This window comes from Achromobacter aloeverae (assembly GCF_004121055.1).
Lineage (GTDB): Bacteria > Pseudomonadota > Gammaproteobacteria > Burkholderiales > Burkholderiaceae_B > Bordetella_C > Bordetella_C aloeverae.
Genome location: NZ_PYAL01000001.1, coordinates 1192139 through 1212082, shown reverse-complemented (window position 1 = coordinate 1212082; position 19944 = coordinate 1192139). Strand labels below are relative to the sequence as shown.

Here is a 19944-nt window from a genome sequence, read left to right as displayed (position 1 = left end):
AACCACAGCAAGGAAACCAGCATGATCGATTTACGCAGCGACACCGTGACCCGGCCCAGCGCCGCCATGCGCGCGGCCATGGCCGCCGCCGAGGTGGGCGACGACGTCATGGGCGACGATCCCAGCGTCCAGCGCCTGCAAGCGCTGACGGCCGAACGCGCGGGCAAGGCCGCCGGGCTGTTCTTTCCGACCGGCACGCAGAGCAACCTGGCGGCCATCATGGCCCATTGCGGCCGGGGCGACGAGTACCTGGTGGGCCAGCTGGCCCATACCTACAAATACGAGGGCGGTGGCGCGGCGGTGCTGGGCAGCGTCCAGCCGCAACCCGTCGAGCACGCGGAAGACGGCTCGCTGCCGATCGCGAAGCTGGCGGCGGCGATCAAGCCGGTGGACGACCCCCATTACGCCCGCACGCGCCTGCTGGCCCTGGAGAATACCTTCCATGGCAAGGTGATCCCGCAGGACTACATCGTCGAGGCCGCCGCGTTCGCGCGCAAGCACGACCTGGGCGTGCATCTGGATGGCGCGCGGGTCTGCAACGCCGCGGTGGCCAGCGGCAAGACGATCGCCGAACTCTGCGCGCCCTTCGATACCGTGTCGATCTGCTTTTCCAAGGGATTGGGCGCGCCGGTCGGCTCCGTGCTGGTGGGCAGCCGTGCGCTGATCGAGGGCGCCCGCCGTTGGCGCAAGGTGCTGGGCGGCGGCATGCGCCAGTCCGGGGTGCTGGCGGCGGCCGCGCTGTACGCGCTGGAAAACAACGTCGACCGCCTGGCCCAGGACCATGCGAATGCCGCCCGCCTGGCGCGCGGCCTGGCGCAGATCGACGGCGTGACCGTGCATGGCCACGCGACCAATATGGTGTTCGTTTCGGTGGCGCCGGAACATGGCGCGCCGCTGGGCGCCCATGCGAAGGAACAGGGCTTGATGATCAAGCCGGTCTACGGCGCCGCCATGCGCCTGGTCACGCACCTGGACGTGTCCGAGGCGGACATCGACCGCAGCGTCGCGATCTTCAAGTCCTACTTCGCCAAGTAGGAGCGAGGTGCCCGGGGGGAGCCGTCCAGGGCGGCCGGGCCGCTTGCGGCAGCGGCGGCTCGTGCGTTCGCCGGAACGTCCCCGTTCCTTACACGCCCGTCGCCTTGTAGTCCAGGCGCAGATGCTGGCGCATCAGCGCCGCGGCCCATTCCAGCTCGTTCTCGGCCACGGCCTGCATGATTTGCAGGTGCTCCTGGATGGACGCCATGTGGCGCGGCGTCTGCAGCCGCGTGCCGCGGATGGCCAGGCGCCGCAACTGGTTCTGCTGCTGGATGGTCTGCAGCACGAAACGGTTGCCGGAGAAGCGGGCCAGCATTTCATGGAATTCGGCGTTCAAGGCGAAGAACGTCCTCGCCATGGCTTCCGGGTCGGCTTCCTCGATCAGCGCCAGGTGACTGGCGCGCATGCGCCCCAGCGCCGCCGGATCGGCGCGGAAGTCCGGCTCCTGCAATCCTGCGCACTCGACGGCGGAACGGAAACGAAAGCTCTCGGCGCGCGCCTGCGCGTCCTCAAGGGAGTTCGGGAAACGCCAACCATGCCCCTTGCGCTTTTCGATCAGCGCTTCGGCGCTCAGGCGCACCAGGGTCTTGGCCAGCACGCTGCGCGTCACCGAGTAGCGTTGCAGCAGGTCGCGGTCGGTGAAGCTGTCAGGCAATTGGTGGTTGGCGCGATCCTCGATGAGGATGCGGTAGAGCTCGTCGCCGGTCAGCCCCTGCGACTGCCATTCCGGCGCCCGCGCGTCATCGGCCAGTTCGCGGACGTAATAGCCGCTGTTCTGCTTGTAGCTGATGAGGTTCTGCATGGCGAGCAGCTTGAGGGCGGCGCGGACGGGCGTGCGCGAGACCTGGTATTGCCGCGCCAGCCACTCTTCCGACAGATGGCTGCCGGTGACATGCGTGCCGCCCAGTATTTCCCGCGCGATGCGGCGCGCCAGGTCTACCTGCAGGGCGGTGGGGCGAAACGCTTGGACAGGGTCTAGCATAAGCGGCTCCCGTTTGCGTGCAACGGCATGTCGGCCCCGTGCCGGGGCCTGATTTGCCCGCAGGATACGCTATTTGTGTTTATGTAGCGACAAAGTAAAGGTAACAGTCAGGTAGCGGGCGCCAGCCGATCCGTGGCGGTCGCGGCCCGTAGCCGCCGGTTGCAGCCAGACCCGGAAACCAGGTCCGCGGGCGGCTGGCCGGGATGCCGGGCGGCGAGGGTCTACCGCGCCTCGATCAGGCTCGCGTAGCCGTCGCGCGCGTCTGGCCAGGCGAGCCGCAGGCCGCTGGCGCGCAAGCGGGCGTTGCGCATGCGCTTGCTGCCCACCCCGGCCGGCGGCGGACCGTCCAGGGGCAAGGGCGCGCCCAGCAGGCCGGCGAGATGGTCGTAGAGGACATCCAGGGGCAGGGGCGTGTCATCCGCGCCCAGGTACACGGGTAGCGCGTCCGCCAGGCGGACCAGGTGCGCGATGGCCGCCGCCGCGTCGTCCACATGCATGCGGTTGGCCCAGTGCGCCGCCCGGCGAGGCGCGCGCGCCACGCCCTGGCGCAGCCGTTCCAATAGCTGGACGCGTCCCGGACCGTATAGACCCGCCAGGCGCAGGGCGGTGACCGGCAGGCGTTGTTCGGCCAGCCATTGCTCGGCCCGCAGCAGGATTTCGCCATTCTCGCCTTGCGGGCCGGGTGGCGTCTCTTCGTCTATCCAGCCGCCGTCGTGGTCCCCGTAGACCGCCGACGAGGACACGAAGACCATGCGTTGCAAGGCGCTGGTGTCGAGCGCGGACAGCAGGTGGCGTGGTCCGTCGATGAAAACGTCCCGATAGGCCCGGGAATCTCTCGCGTCCGGCGCCAGGACGTACACCAGGCGGGTAATGCCGCGCGGCAGGCCGCGCAGCGTGTCCGGCCGGCTGACGTCGCCCGCCAGCCATTGCACCGCGCCGGCCGGGCCGCAAAGGGCCGCCGTGGCGGGCGGGTGCCGGCGCAGGACCCAGAGCGTGCCGCCGGACAGCCGGGCGGCCACGCGCATGCCCAGGTCGCCGCCGCCCACCAGCAGCACGCGCTCGGCCTGGGTATCCGGGCTATGCGGCGCATGCGGAGCGGGAATGGCGGCCATCGGCGGGCGGGGCCCGGACTACATGCCGCTGTAGACGGGACCTTCGCCCCCCTGCGGCGCCACCCACACGATGTTCTGCGTGGGGTCCTTGATGTCGCAGGTCTTGCAGTGCACGCAGTTCTGCGCGTTGATCTGCAGGCGGTCGGCGCCGTGGTCGTCCTTGACGAATTCGTACACCCCGGCCGGGCAGTAGCGCGCCTCCGGCCCGCCGTACTTGGCCAGGTTGACGGCCACCGGCACGCTGGGGTCCTTGAGCGTCAGGTGGACGGGCTCGTTTTCGTCATGGTTGGTGTTCGAGATGAACACCGAGCTCAGACGGTCGAAGGTGATCTTGCCGTCGGGTTTGGGATAGTCGATGCGCGCGCATTCCGAGGCCGGCTGCAGACAGGCATGGTCCGGCTTGGTGCGGTGGATGGTCCAGGGCATCTTGCCCTTGAGCAGCCATTGCTCGACGCCGGTCATGATGGTGGCGACGGTGCGTCCCTTCTTGAACCATTGCTTGAAGTTGCGCGCCTTGTTCAGTTCCGTGTGCAACCAGGAAGCCTTGAAGGCGGCCGGGTAGGCGGACAGTTCATCCTGGCGGCGGTCGCCCGCCAGCGCATCGAAGGCGGCTTCGGCGGCCAGGGCGCCGGTCTTGATCGCGGCGTGGCTGCCCTTGATGCGCGAGGCGTTGAGGAAACCGGCCTCGCAGCCCACCATGGCGCCGCCCGGGAACACCAGCTTGGGCAGGGCTAGCAGGCCGCCCGCGGTAATGGCGCGGGCGCCGTAGGCGATGCGCTTGCCGCCCTCGAACGTGGGACGGATGGCCGGGTGGGTCTTGTAGCGCTGGAACTCCTCGAAAGGCGACAGCCAGGGGTTGGCGTAGTCCAGGCCCACCACCATGCCCACGGCGACGAGGTTGTTGTCCAGGTGATAGAGGAAGGACCCGCCATAGGTGTCGGCGTCCAGCGGCCAGCCGGCCGTGTGCACCACCAGGCCGGGGCGCGACTGCGCCGGGTCGACTTCCCACAATTCCTTCAGGCCGATGCCGTAGGCCTGCGGGTCGCAGTCCTGGTCCAGCTTGTAGCGGGCGATCAGCTCGCGGCCCAGCTGGCCGCGCGAGCCTTCGGCGAAGATGGTATAGCGGGCCAGCAGCTCCATGCCCGGCTGGTATTGATCGGTGTGGCTGCCGTCACGGGCCACGCCCATGTCGCCGGTATACACCCCGCGCACCGCGCCCTGTTCGTCGTACAGCACGCCGGCGGCGGCGAAGCCGGGGAAGATATCCACGCCCAGGGCCTCGGCCTGTTCGCCCAGCCAACGCACTACGTCGCCCAGCCGGACGATGTAGTTGCCCTTGTTGTGGAAGCACTCGGGCAGCAGCCAATCGGGGGTCTGGCGCGCGCCGGTCGCGCTGAGGAAAAGGAACTTGTCCTCGGTGACGGCCACCGTCAGCGGGGCGCCTTTTTCTTTCCAGTCGGGAATCAGCTCGGTCAGCGCGCCGGGGTCCATGACCGCGCCCGACAAGATGTGGGCGCCCAGTTCGGCGCCTTTCTCCAGCACACAGACGCTGACCTCGTGGTTCTTCTCTGCCGCCAACTGCTTCAGGCGGATGGCGGCGGCCAGGCCGCCGGGCCCGCCGCCCACGATGACAACGTCGTATTCCATGCTTTCGCGTTCTGACATGCGCTTTTGCCCCTCTGTGTCCCTGGCGATGAATGCCGCATCGCGGCGGCGTTTGCTGGAAGTATGATCCAGGCTCAACCCTCGATTGTATTGCAGCCGCGAACAAACTCGCCCGCGTCGTATCGGGCGGGCGGCCGCGGCGAAAATCCCGCCTGCTTGCTCATGCCCCATTCCGTTTCCGATCCCGATTCCGCCTCCTCCGTCGCCTTGTCCCCGGGCGCCACCCACGTCGTCGACGTGCCGCTGCGCTGGGGGGATTCCGACGCCATGGACCACCTGAACAACACCCTGTATTTCCGCCTGATGGAAGAGGCGCGCATGCAGATTCTGTATGGCGCCGGGCTGCGGCTGCCGGCGGACGACGGCCCCATCCTGGCCCATGCGTCCTGCGATTTCCTGCGTCCGCTCACCTATCCGGCCACCGTGCGGGTGACGCACACCCTGACCCGGATCGGGCGTTCCAGCATGGAATTCGAACTGGTGCTGGAGAAGGCCGGCGACGAAGGCGGCCCCTATGCGCGCGGGCGCAACGTGCTGGTCTGGATGGATTACGTCGCCAACCGTTCCGCTCCCTGGCCGGCGGCGGCCCTGGCGGCGCTGGCGCGGGTCATGCGGGCGGCCTAGTTTCCGCATTGCGGCATTCCCCGTAAAATCGGTCGCGGCCCATCGGCCGCGGCGCCTGGGCGCCTTCAGGCCGATGCGAAGACCTGCAAGACCGATAACACCAAAATCCGGCCACCCGCGCCGGGCCCTGCGGGGACGCGGCGGGAACGGGACAGGCCGTTTATTGACCTTACTGGAGTTGGAGCGATGGACAAGGTTTATGCGAGCGCCGCCGAGGCGCTGGCCGGCGTCGTCAAGGACGGCCAAATGATCGCCGTGGGCGGCTTCGGACTGTGCGGGATCCCGGAGGCGCTGATCGCCGCCCTGCGTGATTCGGGCGTCAAGGGGCTGACCTGCATCAGCAACAACGCGGGGGTCGACGGCTTCGGCCTGGGCCAATTGCTGGCGACGCGCCAGATACGCAAGATGATCGCTTCGTACGTAGGCGAGAACAAGGAATTCGAACGCCAGTTCCTGTCGGGCGAACTGGAGCTGGAGTTCACGCCGCAGGGCACGCTGGCGGAAAAGCTGCGCGCGGGCGGCGCCGGCATCCCCGCCTTCTTCACGCGCACCGGCGTGGGCACGCTGGTGGCCGAGGGCAAGGAAATCCGCGAATTCGACGGCCAGCAATACGTGATGGAGCGTTCGCTGGTGCCGGACGTGTCGCTGGTGAAGGCGCATATCGCCGACCGCAGCGGCAACCTGGTGTTCCGCAAGACCGCGCGCAATTTCAATCCCAACGTGGCGCAGGCCGGCAAGATCACCATCGTGGAAGTGGAGAAGGTGGTGAATACGGGCGATCTGGATCCGGACCAGATACACCTGCCCGGCATCTTCGTGCACCGGATCGTGGTCAACGCGAATCCGGAAAAACGCATCGAACAACGCACTATCCGCCCCGCGGCCTAAGGAGAGAACACATCATGGCATGGTCCCGTGACGAAATGGCCGCGCGCGCCGCGCGCGAGCTGCAAGATGGTTTTTACGTGAACCTGGGCATCGGCCTGCCCACCCTGGTCGCCAACCACGTGCCGGCCGGCATCGAGGTGTGGCTGCAATCGGAAAACGGCCTGCTGGGCATTGGCCCCTTCCCGACGGAAGACGAGGTCGACGCCGACCTGATCAATGCCGGCAAGCAGACGGTGACGACGCTGCCGGGCTCGTCGATTTTCTCGTCGGCCGATTCCTTCGGCATGATACGCGGCGGCAAGATCAACCTGGCCATCCTGGGTGCGATGCAGGTGTCGGCCAAGGGCGACCTGGCCAACTGGATGATTCCGGGCAAGATGGTCAAGGGCATGGGCGGGGCGATGGACCTGGTGGCCGGCGTCGGTCGCGTGGTCGTGCTCATGGAGCACGTGGCGCGCAAGAAGGACGGCACCGAGGACCTGAAGCTGCTGCCCGAGTGCAACCTGCCCTTGACGGGCGTGGGGGTGGTCGACCTGATCATTACCGACCTGGGCGTGATCGAAGTCACCGAAAAGGGCCTGAAGCTGGTTGAACTGGCGCCGGGCGTGACGGTCGACGAAATCAAGGCCAAGACCGGCGCCCCGCTGGACACCGGCAAGATCGCGGCCTGAGCGCCGGCGGTTCATGGCGGAAAGGGCGGCCAGCGTCAGCGCTGGCCGCTTTTTTTGTGCCTGGCGCAGTCCGGGTACGGGGCTTGCTTTACCCGACGGTCCAGTAACGATCGCGGGTACCCATGTCCGGATTGAACGGGGGCGCTCCCCTGTCCCTCAAGCTCTTGACGGTGAACACCCATAAGGGGTTCACCTTCTTCAACCGCAAGTACATCCTGCCCGAATTGCGCGATGCGGTCCGTGCCGTGGGGCCGGACCTGGTCTTCCTGCAGGAAGTGCTGGGCGCGCACGAGGGGCACGCCGCGCGGTTCGCGGGCTGGCCCGCGACATCGCAATACGAGTTCCTCGCGGACAGCATCTGGGCCGATTTCGCCTATGGCCGCAATGCCGTATATCCGCAAGGACACCACGGCAACGCGGTGCTTTCCAAGTTTCCTATCGTGCATTACGAGAATATGGACATTTCCGTGGCCGGGCACGAGAAGCGCGGCCTGCTTCATTGTGTCATCGAGCCGCCGGGCCGGCCCCAGGTGCACGCCATCTGCGTGCACCTGGGCCTGCGCGAGTCGCACAGGCAGGGGCAGTTGGACCTGCTCTGCGGGCGCATAGAGCGCGAAATCCCGCGTGGGCATCCGGTTCTCATCGCCGGCGACTTCAACGATTGGCGGCTGCGCGCGCACGGCAAGCTCAGCGGCTGCGCCGGCTTGAAGGAGGTCTTCATCAGCACGCAGGGCGTGGCCGCGCGGACCTTTCCCGCCCGTTGGCCCTTGTTGCGGCTGGACCGCATCTATGTGCGCGATACGAGACGCTTCCAGCCGTTGGCGCTGGCCACGCGGCCCTGGGCGCACCTGTCCGACCATACGCCGCTGGCCGCGGAGGTGGAATTATGAGTATTCGCTGGATACCGGGGAATGCCTTCACCCTGCTGGAGAACGGCGAAGCGTTTTATCCGCGGGTCTTCGAGGCGATCGACCAGGCGCGCGTCGAAGTGCTCGTCGAGACCTTCATCCTGGCCGACGACAAGGTAGGCCAGGGCTTGCGCGAGGCGCTGATCGGCGCCGCGCGGCGTGGCGTGCGCGTCAACCTGCTGGTGGACGGCTACGGGTCGGAAGGCCTGTCCGACGCCTTCATCGGCGGCATGACGGATGTCGGTGTGGTGATCCAGGCCTTCGACCCGCGCGCCCGCGTCTTCGGCCTGCGCACCAACGTCTTTCGCCGCATGCACCGCAAGCTCGTGGTCATCGATGGCGAGCGCGCGTTTATCGGCGGCATCAATTTTTCGGCGGACCACCTGGGCGACTTCGGGCCGCAGGCCAAGCAGGATTATGCGGTGGAGGCGAGGGGGCCCATCGTCGGCGAAATGCACCGTTTCGCCTTGCGCGCGCTGGAGCCGCCGCGCCGGCGCCACTGGTGGAGCCGGCGATCGCGCGCGGCAGAGAATCCGCCGCGCGTCGGGTCGGCCGAGGCCATGCTGGTGGTGCGCGACAACCATCGCCACCATACCGATATCGAACGCCACTACCGCGCCGCCATCCGCCTGGCGCGGCGCGACGTCGTCATCGCCAACGCCTATTTCTTTCCCGGCTACCGCCTGCTGCGCGAGCTGCGCAACGCCGCGCGGCGCGGGGTGCGCGTGCGCCTCATCCTGCAGGGCGAGCCGGACATGCCCATCGCCAAGCTGGCCGCCGGCATGCTGTACGACTACCTGACCGCGGCCGGCGTGCAGATCCATGAGTATTGCGAGCGGCCGTTGCACGGCAAGGTCGCCACCGTGGACGATACGTGGGCAACGGTGGGTTCCAGCAATCTCGACCCCCTGAGCCTCGCCTTGAACCTGGAAGCCAATGTGATGATCCGGGACCAGGAGTTCGCCGGCGTCCTGAACGAGAGGCTGGAGTGGCTGGTCGCGCATCACTGCCGCCAGCCCGAACCGGCGCCGCCGGGCAGCCGCAAGCTGCGCCGCCTGTTCTTCGGGGTGTTCGTCTACCACTTCCTGCGCCGCTTTCCTGCCTGGACCGGTTGGCTGCCCGCGCACCGGCCGCGGCTACAGCCCTGGCGTCCGAAAGGCCAGGTCATCCCCACCGATACGGAGTCCTCGGCGGCGCCGGACGACCCGCCGGGGGGACAAGAGGTTGCGCGGCCCGGCACGGCGCCGACACCGGAAAACGATGCGTCGGCCGAAGGAGGGCAACATGCGCGACACACCGCATGACCGCCCCGCCGGCCTGCGTCGTCATTGGCCGCTGCTGCGCAAGCTGTTCTTCATCGCCTTCGCGCTGCTGGTAATCGTGCTGCTGGTCGACCAGGCCCGCCACGTCGAATGGGACAAGGTGCTGCAGGCCCTGCAGGCGTATACGTGGCCGGTGCTGCTGCGCGCCGCCGGGCTGGCGGTGCTGAGCTACCTGGTCTACAGCTGCTTCGACCTGCTGGCGATTCCGTACCTGGGGCATATGATTCCGCCGCTGCGGGTCATGGCGGTGGGCATCGTCGCCTACGCCTTCAACCTGAACATGGGGTCGCTGGTGGGCAGCGTGGGCTTTCGCTTCCGCCTTTACCTGCGCCTGGGGCTGGCGGCCGGCGACATCACGCGTATCGTCGGCCTGAGCCTGACCACCAACTGGCTGGGCTACCTGTGGGTGGCGGGCGGCTTGTTCGCCTGGGGCGTACTGCCCATTCCGGATAACTGGAGCATCAGCAACTATGCCCTGCGCGGCATCGGCGCGGGCATGGTGGTCGCCGCCTCCGCCTACGTGGCGCTGTGCGGGCTGGCGCGCAAGCGCGCCTGGTCGATACGCGGCCACCAGATCGAGCTGCCGTCGTTGGGGATCGCCGTGGCGCAGAGCGTGCTGGGCAGCGCCTGCTGGCTGTCGATCGGCCTCGTGGTGTGGTCGCTGATCCGTCACGACGTGTCCTACCCGCTCATCCTTGGCGTGCTGCTGCTTAGCGGCATCGCCGGGGCGGTGACCCATATTCCGGGCGGCCTGGGCGTTGTCGAGGCGGTTTTCATCGCCATGCTGGGGGGGCAGGTGCCGCACTACGAGATCCTTGGCACCTTGCTGGCCTATCGCGCGGTGTACTACCTGGCGCCGTTCGCGGTGGCCGCGGTGTTGTACTTCTTCCTGGAGGCGCGCCTGCCCAAGCTGGCGGAGGAGGGGAAGGAGCGCGTCCGGGCCCGCAAAAGGCCGAACGGCAAGACGGAAGGGAACAAAACGGAAGGGAACAAAACATTCATGGCCTGGATAAAGCGCTAATGTCGCCTTATATCTGCCAAACCAGTCCTATTATCGACCATTTCCAAGAAACGCCCCCGCGAGGGGCGTTTTCTTTTTGGGGTTTACCCGAACTTTGAAAATTTATTTTCTTATTTAAAATTGCCTCGTAATTAAATTTACATACTGCCCTGACCTACCTGATCCCGCCGGCCCCGCGCCGGACATGCCCGTGAACGACGTACCCGCCACCACCATCGCCGAACGCATCGCCAGCGTCCAGGACACGATGAGCCGCGCCCAGCACAAGCTGGCCGAGTATGTGCTGGCGCACCAGTTTCGCGCGGCGACCATGACCATCGACGAGTTCGCCGCGGCCAACGGCGTGTCCATAGCCACCGCCAACCGCTTCGCCCGTACGCTCGGCCTGCCGGGCTACCCGCAATTCCGCGCCGAACTGGCGCGGGGCTTCGAGTCGGCGCTGGCGCCGGTGGAAAGATTGCGTACGCAGCTGGCCCAGCCGGCCAATGCGGCGGACGTCTTCGCCACGTCGCTGCGCGAGGACGCGCGCAATATCGAGCGCACCTTGCAGATCATGGATCCGCGCGTGATCGAGCGCGCCGTCGACGCGATCCTGGCGGCCGACCGCATCGCCATCGTCGGTTTCGGCGCCAGCGGCTACCTGGCCGGCTTGATGCAGCGCGCCCTGTTCGTGTACCGTGGGTCGGTGGAATCGCTGGCCACGCCCGCGGGCGTGTCGTGGGCGGCGCGGCAGATCTATCGCCTGACGCCGCGGGACCTGCTGATACCCATCTCCTTCCCGCGCTACCTGAACGACACCGTGACGCTGGCCACGGCCGCCAAGGCCGCCGGCGTGCAGGTATTGGCGATGACGGACAAGCCGACGTCGCCGCTGGCGCCCACCACGACGGTGGGCGCGCTCTACGCCCATAGCGAAAGACAGTACTCGTCGAACTCGGAAGCGTCCGCCCTCTGCCTGATCGAGGCGCTGGGCGCGGCCGTGTCCTACAAGGCCAAGGATTCAATACAGGCGGCCGTGGGCGTGACCCAGTCCGTCATGCCGTGGCTGATCCACGGCGCAGGAGATCGCAAGAGATGAAACCTCAACCCGTTATCGCCATCCACGGCGGCGCCGGCGCCATGTCGCGCGCGGCCATGTCCGCCGAGCAGGAGCGCAAGTACCTCGACGCGCTGGAAAGCATTCTGCGCGCCGGCCAGGCCGTGCTGGCCCAGGGCGGATCGGCCCTGGATGCCGTCACCGAAGCCGTGCGCCTGCTGGAGGACTGTCCGCTGTTCAACGCCGGCCACGGCGCCGTCTTCACCAGCGCCGGCACGCACGAGCTGGACGCCTCCATCATGGACGGCGCCACGCTGCGTTCGGGCGCGATCGCCAATGTGAACTGCGTGCGCAATCCGGTGCTGGCGGCCCGCAAGGTCATGGAGAACAGCAAGCATGTGTTCTTCGTGGGGGAGGGCGCGCAGGCCTACGCCCGCGAGCAGGGGCTGGAGATCGTCGACCCGTCGTACTTCTCCACCGAAGCGCGCCGCGAGCAGCTGTTGCGCGTGCAGCGCGAGCAGCCGGATGCGGCGGTGCTGGACCATGACGGGCAGGCGATGGTGGCGCGTGGCCAGCCGGCGTCCGAACCCAGACCCGGGTCCAAGCCCGGAGTGCCACCCGAACCCATCGACGCCGATCGCAAGTTCGGCACGGTCGGCGCCGTGGCCGTGGACGCGCAAGGCAACGTGGCCGCCGCGACCTCCACCGGCGGTATCACCAACAAGCAGGTCGGCCGCGTCGGCGACGCGCCGCTGATCGGCGCGGGCTGCTATGCCGCCAACGCCACCTGCGCCGTGTCGACCACCGGCACCGGCGAGATGTTCATCCGCATGGTGGCGGCCTACGACGTGGCGGCGCGGATGGAGTATGGCGGCGCGACGCTGGAGCAGGCCGCGCACAGCGTCATCCATGACAAGCTGCCGCGCATCCAGGGCAAGGGCGGCCTGATCGCGGTCGACGCGCAAGGCAACGTGACCCTGCCTTTCAATACCGAGGGCATGTATCGCGGCCATGCCCGCGTGGGCGAGGCCCCGGTCGCCTCGATTTATCGATAAGCGGGCGGCTGGCGCGCCACCCCCGTATTGTGCAAGCAAGGAAATAGAACGATGGCCGATGGAGCCGAACGCCTGGCGATGCCGGATAACCGGGTCGTCCAGGTCAATGACCTGACCGTGCGCTTCGTGGGCGCGGAGCGTACCGTGGAAGCGGTGCGCAACCTCAATTTCCATGTGGACCGGGGCGAGACCCTGGCCATCGTGGGCGAGTCGGGTTCCGGCAAGTCCGTGACCTCGCTGGCGCTGATGCGCCTGGTCGAACACGGCGGCGGGCGCATCGCCCAGGGCGCCATGCAGCTGCGCCGCCGCAACGGATCGCTGCTGGAACTGGCCGGCGCAAGCCAGCGCACCATGCGCGGCGTGCGCGGCGCCGACATGGCGATGATCTTCCAGGAGCCGATGACCTCGCTGAACCCGGTCTTCACGGCCGGCGACCAGATCGCCGAGTCCATCCGGCTGCACCAGGGCAAGGACAGCGCCGCCGCGCGCGCCGAGGCTCTGCGCATGCTGGAGCTGGTCCGCATTCCGGAAGCGCGGTCCATCATGAACCGCTTTCCGCACCAGTTGTCGGGCGGCATGCGCCAGCGCGTCATGATCGCCATGGCGCTGGCCTGCAAGCCGGCGCTGCTGATCGCCGACGAGCCGACCACCGCGCTGGACGTGACCATCCAGGCGCAGATCCTGCAATTGATCCGCGCGCTGCAGGAAGAAATGCACATGGGGGTGATCTTCATCACCCACGACATGGGCGTGGTGGCGGAAGTTGCCGACCGCGTGCTGGTCATGTATCGCGGCGACAAGGTAGAGGAAGGGCCGTCCGAGCAGGTCTTCGCGCGGCAGCAGCATCCCTACACCCGGGCCTTGCTGTCGGCGGTGCCGCGCCTGGGCTCCATGTCCGGCACCGACCTGCCGGCGCGCTTTCCGCTGGTACAGGTCGAAGGCGCCGCGCCCGCCGCGCCCGCCGTCGAAGAGACGGCCGCGGCGGCGCCCCCCAGCCACGGCGGCAAGCCCCTGCTCAGCGTGCGCGACCTGGTGACCCGCTTCGACCTGCGCGGCGGCATCCTGGGCCGGGTGCGCGGCCGCGTGCATGCCGTCGAGAAAGTCAGCTTCGACCTCTACCCCGGCGAGACCCTGGCCCTGGTGGGCGAGTCCGGCTGCGGCAAGTCGACCACCGGCCGTTCCCTGCTGCGCCTGACGGAAAGCCAGTCCGGCACCATCCTGCTGGAAGGCCGCGACATCGGCAAGCTCAAGGGCGCGCAGATGCAGACGCTGCGCCGCGACATGCAGTTCGTTTTCCAGGATCCCTTCGCGTCGCTCGATCCCCGCGTGACGGTGGGCTTCTCCATCATGGAACCCCTGCTGGTGCATCGCGTGGCCAGCGGCAAGGAGGCCGAGCGCCGCGTCGCCGAGCTGCTGGAGCGCGTCGGCCTGGCGCCGGAAGTGGCGCAGCGCTACCCCCACGAGTTTTCCGGCGGCCAGCGCCAGCGGATCTGCATCGCGCGCGCCCTGGCCCTGAATCCCAAGGTGGTGATCGCCGACGAATCGGTGTCCGCGCTGGACGTGTCCATCCAGGCGCAGATCGTCAACCTGATGATAGACCTGCAGCGTGACCTGGGCGTGTCCTTCCTGTTCATTTCGCACGACATGGCGGTGGTCGAGCGCATCAGCCACCGCGTGGCGGTGATGTACCTGGGCCAGATCGTGGAGATCGGCCCGCGCCGCGCCATTTTCGAGAATCCGCAGCACCCGTATACCAAGAAGCTGATGGCCGCCGTGCCGATCGCCGATCCGGCGCGCCGGCACCTGAAGCGCCAGTTGCTGACCGAGGAAATTCCGAGCCCCGTGCGCAAGCCTGGCGACGAACCCCTGGTCCAGCCGCTGGTCAATGTCGGTCCCGATCATTACGTCGCCCGCCACGCGCTGGGCGGTGCGTATTGAAGGGAATGCCGCGGCGGACGGACCGCCGCCGCGGCATCCCGTTAGTACCAGTCCTGGCGATAGCCTGGTCTTCCAACCACCAAACCTCCTTCCTCGACAACAGGAGTGCTTCATCATGAAACTATTGCGCCCGACCCGCATGATGGCCGCCGCCACGCTGGCCTTCGGGATGCTCGCGTCCCCGCTGGCCCACGCCAGCAAGGACGTGACCTTCGCCGTCGCCATCGCCCTGGAAACGCTGGACCCGTACAACACCATCAGCACGCTGAACCAGGCCGTCGGCAAGGCCTACTATGAAGGCCTGTTCGAGTTCGACAAGGACCTCAAGATCCAGCCCCTGCTGGCGACCGGCTACGAAGTGAGCCCGGATGGCCTGGTCTATACGATCAAGCTGCGCCAGGGCGTCAAGTTCCAGGATGGCACCGACTTCAACGCCGAAGCCGTCAAGGTCAACTACGACCGCGTCTCCAATCCCGACAACCACCTGAGCCGCTATACGCAGTTCAACCAAGTCGCCAAGACCGAGGTGGTCGATCCCTATACCGTGCGCATCACGCTGAAGAAGCCGTTCTCGGCCTTCATCAACGCGCTGGCCCACTCGTCGGCGATGATGATTTCGCCGGCCGCGCTGCAGAAGTGGGGCAAGGACATCGCCTTCCATCCGGTCGGCACCGGTCCCTTCGAATTCGTCGAGTGGAAGCCGGCGGAATACCTGAAGGTGAAGAAGTTCGCCGGGTATTGGAAGAAGGGCTATCCCAAGATCGATACGCTGACCTTCCGCACCGTCACGGACAACAACACCCGTGCCGCCGTGGTGCAGACGGGCGAGGCCCAGTTCGCCTTCCCGGTGCCGTTCGAGCAGGCCGCCGTGCTGGCCAAGAGCGACAAGCTGGACCTGGTCAACGACAAGAACTCGATCATGGCCCGCTACCTGTCCATGAATACGATGAAAAAGCCCTTCGACAACGTCAAGGTGCGCCAGGCCATCAACTACGCCATCAACAAGCAGGCCCTGGCCAAGGTGGCTTTCGCCGGCTACGCCAGCCCCGTGTCGGGCGTGGTGCCGGCAGGCGTGGACTATGCGACCAAGATCGGCGAATACGCCTACGATCCCGCCAAGGCGCGCGAGCTGTTGAAGGAAGCCGGCTATCCCAACGGTTTCGAAAGCACGCTGTGGTCGGCCTATAACGACGGCACGTCCGTCAAGGTGGTGCAGTTCCTGCAACAGCAGCTGGCCCAGGTCGGCGTGAAGGTGTCGGTCGAGGTGCTGGAGTCCGGCCAGCGCGTGCAGCGCGTGCAGCAGGTGCAGAAGCCCGAGGACGCCCAGGTCCGCATGTACTACGCCGGCTGGTCGTCGTCGACCGGCGAGGCTGACTGGGGCCTGCGTCCGCTGCTGGCGACGTCCGCTTTCCCGCCCGTGCTGAACAACGTGTCGTACTACTCGAACCCGAAGGTGGATGAGGACATCACCAAGGCCCTGAGCACGTCCAACCGCGACGAGAAGGCCGCGCTGTACAAGGATGCGCAGGAAACCATCTGGAAGGATGCGCCCTGGGCCTTCCTGGTGACGCAGAACAACGTGTATGCGAAAGCCAAGAACCTGACCGGCGTGTATGTGCAGCCCGATACCAACTTCTGGTTCGGCGACATCGACCTCAAGCAGTAAGCCGCGACGATCCGCGCGCCGCCTCCGCGGGACGGGGGCGGCGCGCGGCCTTTTGCCGCAAGTTCGCGCGGTGTTTCCACCAACCCCGCGCGCTGGAATGATCTAAATGTTCTCCTATATCGTCAAACGCCTCCTGGGCATGATCCCCACGCTGCTGCTGGTCTCGGTGGTGGTGTTCCTGTTCGTGCACATGCTGCCGGGCGATCCGGCGCGCCTGGCCGCCGGCCAGGATGCCGACCAGCAGACCGTCGAACTGATGCGCCACGAGCTCGGCCTGGATCTGCCGATGCCGCGGCAATTCGTGCGCTACTTCCAGCACATGATGCAAGGCGACCTGGGCACTTCGCTGCGCAGCAAGCGCCCGGTGACGACGGAAATCGCCGACCGCTTCATGCCGACGCTGCTGCTGACCCTGACCAGCATGGTCTGGGCCGTGGTGTTCGGCATGGTGATCGGCATCGTCTCCGCGGTCTGGCGCAACAAGTGGCCCGATCGCCTGGGCATGACGCTGGCGGTGTCCGGCATCTCCTTTCCCGCCTTCGCGCTGGGCATGATGCTGATGCAGGTCTTCTCCGTGGGACTGGGCTGGTTGCCGACCGTGGGCGCGTCCAGCTGGAAGCACTACATCCTGCCGTCGATCACCCTGGGCGCCGCCGTGGCCGCCGTGATGGCGCGCTTCACGCGGGCGTCCTTCGTCGAGGTGATCCAGGAAGACTTCGTGCGCACCGCGCGCGCCAAGGGCTTGTCCGAGCGCGTGGTGGTGATCAAGCACACGCTGCGCAATGCCATGATTCCCGTGATCACCATGATGGGCCTGCAGTTCGGCTTCCTGCTGGGCGGCTCCATCGTGGTGGAAACCGTGTTCAGCTGGCCCGGCCTGGGCCGCCTGCTGGTGGATGCGGTGACCCAGCGCGACTATCCCGTGATCCAGGGCCTGGTGCTGCTGTTCTCCTTCGAATTCATCGCGATCAACCTGGCCGTGGACGTGCTTTACGGCGTCATCAACCCCAGCATCCGCTACAAGTGAGGCGGCCATGAGCAATATCAATACCGTTACCCCTTCGGCGCCCCCGGCGACCGCGCCGGCCGCGCCGACCGCCGTGCGCACGCCGTTCAGCGAGTTCTGGCGCAAGTTCAGGAAGCAGCACCTGGCGGTGGCCGCCGCCTTCTTCGTGTTGTTGCTGGTGCTGGTGGCGATCTTCGCGCCCTGGCTGGTGCCCTTCGACGCCGAGAACTATTTCGACTATGACGCCCTGAACGCGGGTCCCTCGCTGACCCACTGGCTGGGCGTGGACTCGCTGGGCCGCGATATCTTCAGCCGCATCGTCATGGGCTCGCGCATCTCCCTGGTCGCCGGCTTCGTGTCGGTGGCGCTGGGCGCCGTGGTCGGCACCGCGATGGGCCTGATGGCGGGCTACTACGAAGGCTGGTGGGAGCGCATCACCATGCGCGTGTCCGACGTGCTGCTGGCGTTTCCCGGCATGCTGCTGGCCATCGGCGTGGTGGCCATCCTCGGTTCCAGCATGGTCAACGTCGTGGTGGCGGTGGCCGTGTTCAGCGTGCCGGCGTTCGCCCGCCTGGTGCGCGGCAACACGCTGGCCATCAAGCACATGACGTATGTCGAGGCAGTCAAGAGCGTGGGGGCCTCGGACTGGACCATCATCATGCGCCACATCCTGCCCGGCACGATCTCGCCCATCGTGGTCTACGGCACCATGCGCGTGGGCACGTCCATCATCACGGCCGCCAGCCTTTCCTTCCTGGGCATGGGCGCGCAGCCGCCCACGCCGGAATGGGGCGCGATGCTCAGCGAGGCGCGCGCCGACATGGTGACCTCGCCGCACATCGCCGTCTTTCCCGCGCTGGCCATCTTCCTGACGGTGCTGGCCTTCAACCTGCTGGGCGACGGCTTGCGCGACGCGCTGGACCCCAAGATCGATCGCAAATAGACGTCATGGATGGCAAGCACGATACGCCGCGCATAGGAGGGCTGCCCGCGGGCGCCCTGGACAATATCTGCGACGTGGGGGGGGTGACGGTCGGGCATGCGACCCTGGACGACGGCCCGATCCAGACCGGCGTGACCGTGGTGCGTCCGCATGGCGGCGATCCCTACCGCGACAAAGTGCCGGCCGCGGCGGTGGTGATCAACGGCTTCGGCAAGAGCGTCGGCCTGGTCCAGGTCGACGAGCTGGGCGTGCTGGAAACGCCCATCGCGCTGACCAATACCTTCGGCGTGGGCACGGTGGCCAATGCGCAGATCCGCGCGGCGGTGCGCGCCAATTCGCAGGTGGGCCGGGAGTGGCCCACGGTCAACCCCCTGGTCTTCGAGTGCAATGACGGCTATCTGAACGACATCCAGGCCCTGGCCGTGACCGAGGCGCATTATGCCCAGGCGCTGGCCGTCGCCGGCCGGGTGTTCGCGCAGGGCGCGGTGGGGGCGGGCCGCGGCATGTCCTGCTTTTCCTTCAAGGGCGGCATCGGCTCGGCCTCGCGCCTGGCCGGCGGCTGTACGGTGGGCGCGCTGGTGCTGGCCAACTATGGGCGCAAGCCCAACCTGGTCGTGGCGGGACGGCCGTTCGGGCGCTGGCTGGCCGGGACGCGCGGCACGGCCACCAGGGAGGGAGGCGCCCTCGATGCCACCAGCGGCGGCGGCGGCAACCTCGCCGAGGCGCCGTCCATAGCCGGCGCAAGCCATGGGGCGCCCGGCGGCCGGGACAGCGACCCGGGCAATGGCCTGGGCCAGGACTGCGACGACGACGCTGGCAAGGACCCCGAAAAAGGCTCCATCATCCTCCTGCTGGCCACCGACGCGCCGCTGGACGCGCGCCAGCTGCGCCGCCTGGCGCTGCGCGCGGGCGCCGGCCTGGCGCGTACCGGCTCGGTGTACGGCCACGGCAGCGGCGACATCGCGCTGGCCTTCTCCACCGCCTATACCGTGCCCCACCTGGCCGAGCGCGGCATGCCCGCGCCGCGGCTCCTGCACGAGACCCGCCTCGACCCCTTGTTCGAGGCCGCCGCCGAGGCCACCGAGCAGGCCATCATCCATGCCCTGTGGCGCGCCGTCACGGTGCGCGGCCGCGACGGCCACGTGCGCCACGCCATCACCGAAGCCATTCCTTCCTGGTCCGCCTGGCTGGCCGCGGCGCCGGCATCTTCCACCTTGTGAGCATCGTCATGCGCATTCTTGTTTCCACCGATATCGAAGGCGTCGCCGGCGTTTTCCACTCCCAGCAGATCACCGCCGGCAATGGCGAATATGAACGTGCGCGCGCCTGGATGACGGGCGAGGCCGACGCCGCCGTGCGCGGCGCCTTCGCCGGCGGCGCCACGGACGTGCTGGTCAACGATTCGCATGGCGGCTATCGCAACCTGCTGCCCGACGGCATCGACGAACGCGCCCGCCTGGTCTTGGGCAAGCCGCGCTACCTGGGCATGATGGGCGGCCTGGAGGAACCGTGCGACGGCGTCTTCATGATCGGCTATCACTCGCGCGCGCAGGGCCGCGGCATCCTGGCCCACACGATCAACAGTTTCTCCTTCGCCAAGGTGCGCATCAACGGCATGGAGCTGGGCGAAGCCGGCCTGTACGGCGCGCTGGCGGGCGAACTGGGCGTGCCGGTGGCGCTGGCCAGCGGCGACGATGTCTTCATCGGCGAAACGCGCGAGCTGTTCCCCGGCGCGGTATGGGTGCAGACCAAGGTGGCGCGCGGCCAGGGCAGCGGCGCCACGCTGTCGCCGGCGGCGTCGCGCGCGGCCATCGCGGAGGCTGCCCAGGCCGCCATGGCCAACCTGGGCAGCCTGAAGCCCTTCCGCATCGCGCCGCCTATAGAATGCCAGTTGCAGACCCAGACCACGGCCGTGGCCGACCTGTTCTGCACGTGGCCCTCGCTGGAACGGGTGGACGGCGTCAACCTGCGGTTCCATACCGACAGCATGCAGGCCGCCATCCGCACGCTCAACAGCCTGGCCGCCATGTCCTTCATGCTGCGCTGAGCGCTATCCGTGCGAGGCGCTACAC

The 19944-nt window shown here is 67.6% G+C and carries 18 protein-coding genes; 15 read left to right on the top strand and 3 right to left on the bottom strand.

Annotation, left to right across the window (positions count from 1 at the left end):
* Positions 1–21: 21 nt before the first annotated feature.
* Positions 22–1035: a low-specificity L-threonine aldolase gene (gene ltaE / locus C7R54_RS05275; RefSeq protein ID WP_129149081.1), complete on the top strand. Its 1014-nt coding sequence runs from the start codon at positions 22–24 to the stop codon at positions 1033–1035.
* A gap of 88 nt (positions 1036–1123) precedes the next feature.
* Here the strand turns inward: ltaE and C7R54_RS05270 are convergent, their stop codons facing one another.
* From C7R54_RS05270 to C7R54_RS05260, 3 genes are all read right to left on the bottom strand, one after another.
* Entirely contained in the window at positions 1124–2017 is an 894-nt protein-coding gene (locus C7R54_RS05270) for a GntR family transcriptional regulator (RefSeq protein WP_129149080.1), read from the bottom strand.
* Between the two features lie 221 nt (positions 2018–2238).
* A complete protein-coding gene (locus tag C7R54_RS05265) occupies positions 2239–3129 on the bottom strand; it encodes an NAD-dependent epimerase/dehydratase family protein (protein ID WP_129149079.1) in 891 nt (296 codons plus the stop codon).
* An 18-nt stretch (positions 3130–3147) separates the two neighbouring features.
* Positions 3148–4794 (bottom strand): electron transfer flavoprotein-ubiquinone oxidoreductase, encoded by a 1647-nt coding sequence (locus C7R54_RS05260; protein WP_192903589.1) that lies wholly within the window; start codon positions 4792–4794, stop codon positions 3148–3150.
* Between the two features lie 162 nt (positions 4795–4956).
* Between C7R54_RS05260 and C7R54_RS05255 the strand changes: the two genes are divergently transcribed.
* The 14 genes from C7R54_RS05255 to C7R54_RS05190 all read left to right on the top strand — a co-directional run bounded on the left by C7R54_RS05255 (position 4957) and on the right by C7R54_RS05190 (position 19919).
* Entirely contained in the window at positions 4957–5418 is a 462-nt protein-coding gene (locus C7R54_RS05255; protein ID WP_129149077.1) for an acyl-CoA thioesterase, read from the top strand.
* A gap of 186 nt (positions 5419–5604) precedes the next feature.
* Positions 5605–6306 (top strand): CoA transferase subunit A, encoded by a 702-nt coding sequence (locus tag C7R54_RS05250; RefSeq protein ID WP_129149076.1) that lies wholly within the window; start codon positions 5605–5607, stop codon positions 6304–6306.
* Between the two features lie 14 nt (positions 6307–6320).
* Positions 6321–6977: a CoA transferase subunit B gene (locus tag C7R54_RS05245; protein WP_129149075.1), complete on the top strand. Its 657-nt coding sequence runs from the start codon at positions 6321–6323 to the stop codon at positions 6975–6977.
* A gap of 122 nt (positions 6978–7099) precedes the next feature.
* Positions 7100–7867, top strand: a complete 768-nt coding sequence (locus C7R54_RS05240; RefSeq protein ID WP_129149074.1) for an endonuclease/exonuclease/phosphatase family protein — start codon at positions 7100–7102, stop codon at positions 7865–7867.
* Entirely contained in the window at positions 7864–9189 is a 1326-nt protein-coding gene (gene clsB / locus C7R54_RS05235; protein WP_129149073.1) for a cardiolipin synthase ClsB, read from the top strand. Before C7R54_RS05240 ends, clsB begins: the two co-directional genes overlap by 4 nt.
* A complete protein-coding gene (locus C7R54_RS05230; protein WP_158021153.1) occupies positions 9170–10228 on the top strand; it encodes a lysylphosphatidylglycerol synthase domain-containing protein in 1059 nt (352 codons plus the stop codon). The genes clsB and C7R54_RS05230 overlap by 20 nt, the downstream gene beginning before the upstream one ends.
* A 190-nt stretch (positions 10229–10418) precedes the next feature.
* Positions 10419–11306 carry a MurR/RpiR family transcriptional regulator gene (locus C7R54_RS05225; RefSeq protein WP_275669683.1) on the top strand — a complete coding sequence of 296 codons (888 nt, stop codon included), beginning with the start codon at positions 10419–10421 and terminating at the stop codon, positions 11304–11306.
* On the top strand, positions 11303–12319 hold the full coding sequence (locus C7R54_RS05220; protein WP_129149070.1) for an isoaspartyl peptidase/L-asparaginase family protein: 1017 nt from the start codon (positions 11303–11305) through the stop codon (positions 12317–12319). The genes C7R54_RS05225 and C7R54_RS05220 overlap by 4 nt, the downstream gene beginning before the upstream one ends.
* A gap of 51 nt (positions 12320–12370) precedes the next feature.
* Positions 12371–14257, top strand: a complete 1887-nt coding sequence (locus C7R54_RS05215) for a dipeptide ABC transporter ATP-binding protein (protein ID WP_129149069.1) — start codon at positions 12371–12373, stop codon at positions 14255–14257.
* A 112-nt stretch (positions 14258–14369) separates the two neighbouring features.
* On the top strand, positions 14370–15923 hold the full coding sequence (gsiB, locus tag C7R54_RS05210) for a glutathione ABC transporter substrate-binding protein GsiB (RefSeq protein WP_129149463.1): 1554 nt from the start codon (positions 14370–14372) through the stop codon (positions 15921–15923).
* A 106-nt stretch (positions 15924–16029) separates the two neighbouring features.
* Positions 16030–16950, top strand: coding sequence for a glutathione ABC transporter permease GsiC (gene gsiC, locus C7R54_RS05205; protein WP_129149068.1), 921 nt, complete (start codon positions 16030–16032; stop codon positions 16948–16950).
* Between the two features lie 7 nt (positions 16951–16957).
* Positions 16958–17872, top strand: coding sequence for a glutathione ABC transporter permease GsiD (gsiD, locus tag C7R54_RS05200; protein ID WP_129149067.1), 915 nt, complete (start codon positions 16958–16960; stop codon positions 17870–17872).
* 5 nt (positions 17873–17877) lie between these two features.
* Positions 17878–19092, top strand: a complete 1215-nt coding sequence (locus C7R54_RS05195) for a DmpA family aminopeptidase (RefSeq protein WP_129149066.1) — start codon at positions 17878–17880, stop codon at positions 19090–19092.
* Between the two features lie 8 nt (positions 19093–19100).
* On the top strand, positions 19101–19919 hold the full coding sequence (locus C7R54_RS05190; protein WP_129149065.1) for a M55 family metallopeptidase: 819 nt from the start codon (positions 19101–19103) through the stop codon (positions 19917–19919).
* Positions 19920–19944 lie beyond the last annotated feature (25 nt).

Coding starts and splice junctions, on each gene's coding strand:
- clsB (WP_129149073.1), top strand. CDS start 7,864: ATGAGTATTCGCTGGATACCGGGGAATGCCTTCACCCTGCTGGAGAAC.
- C7R54_RS05190 (WP_129149065.1), top strand. CDS start 19,101: ATGCGCATTCTTGTTTCCACCGATATCGAAGGCGTCGCCGGCGTTTTC.
- C7R54_RS05265 (WP_129149079.1), bottom strand. CDS start 3,129: ATGGCCGCCATTCCCGCTCCGCATGCGCCGCATAGCCCGGATACCCAG.
- ltaE (WP_129149081.1), top strand. CDS start 22: ATGATCGATTTACGCAGCGACACCGTGACCCGGCCCAGCGCCGCCATG.
- C7R54_RS05245 (WP_129149075.1), top strand. CDS start 6,321: ATGGCATGGTCCCGTGACGAAATGGCCGCGCGCGCCGCGCGCGAGCTG.
- C7R54_RS05215 (WP_129149069.1), top strand. CDS start 12,371: ATGGCCGATGGAGCCGAACGCCTGGCGATGCCGGATAACCGGGTCGTC.
- C7R54_RS05250 (WP_129149076.1), top strand. CDS start 5,605: ATGGACAAGGTTTATGCGAGCGCCGCCGAGGCGCTGGCCGGCGTCGTC.
- C7R54_RS05195 (WP_129149066.1), top strand. CDS start 17,878: ATGGATGGCAAGCACGATACGCCGCGCATAGGAGGGCTGCCCGCGGGC.
- C7R54_RS05240 (WP_129149074.1), top strand. CDS start 7,100: ATGTCCGGATTGAACGGGGGCGCTCCCCTGTCCCTCAAGCTCTTGACG.
- gsiD (WP_129149067.1), top strand. CDS start 16,958: ATGAGCAATATCAATACCGTTACCCCTTCGGCGCCCCCGGCGACCGCG.
- gsiC (WP_129149068.1), top strand. CDS start 16,030: ATGTTCTCCTATATCGTCAAACGCCTCCTGGGCATGATCCCCACGCTG.
- C7R54_RS05260 (WP_192903589.1), bottom strand. CDS start 4,794: ATGTCAGAACGCGAAAGCATGGAATACGACGTTGTCATCGTGGGCGGC.
- C7R54_RS05220 (WP_129149070.1), top strand. CDS start 11,303: ATGAAACCTCAACCCGTTATCGCCATCCACGGCGGCGCCGGCGCCATG.
- C7R54_RS05230 (WP_158021153.1), top strand. CDS start 9,170: ATGCGCGACACACCGCATGACCGCCCCGCCGGCCTGCGTCGTCATTGG.
- C7R54_RS05270 (WP_129149080.1), bottom strand. CDS start 2,017: ATGCTAGACCCTGTCCAAGCGTTTCGCCCCACCGCCCTGCAGGTAGAC.
- C7R54_RS05255 (WP_129149077.1), top strand. CDS start 4,957: ATGCCCCATTCCGTTTCCGATCCCGATTCCGCCTCCTCCGTCGCCTTG.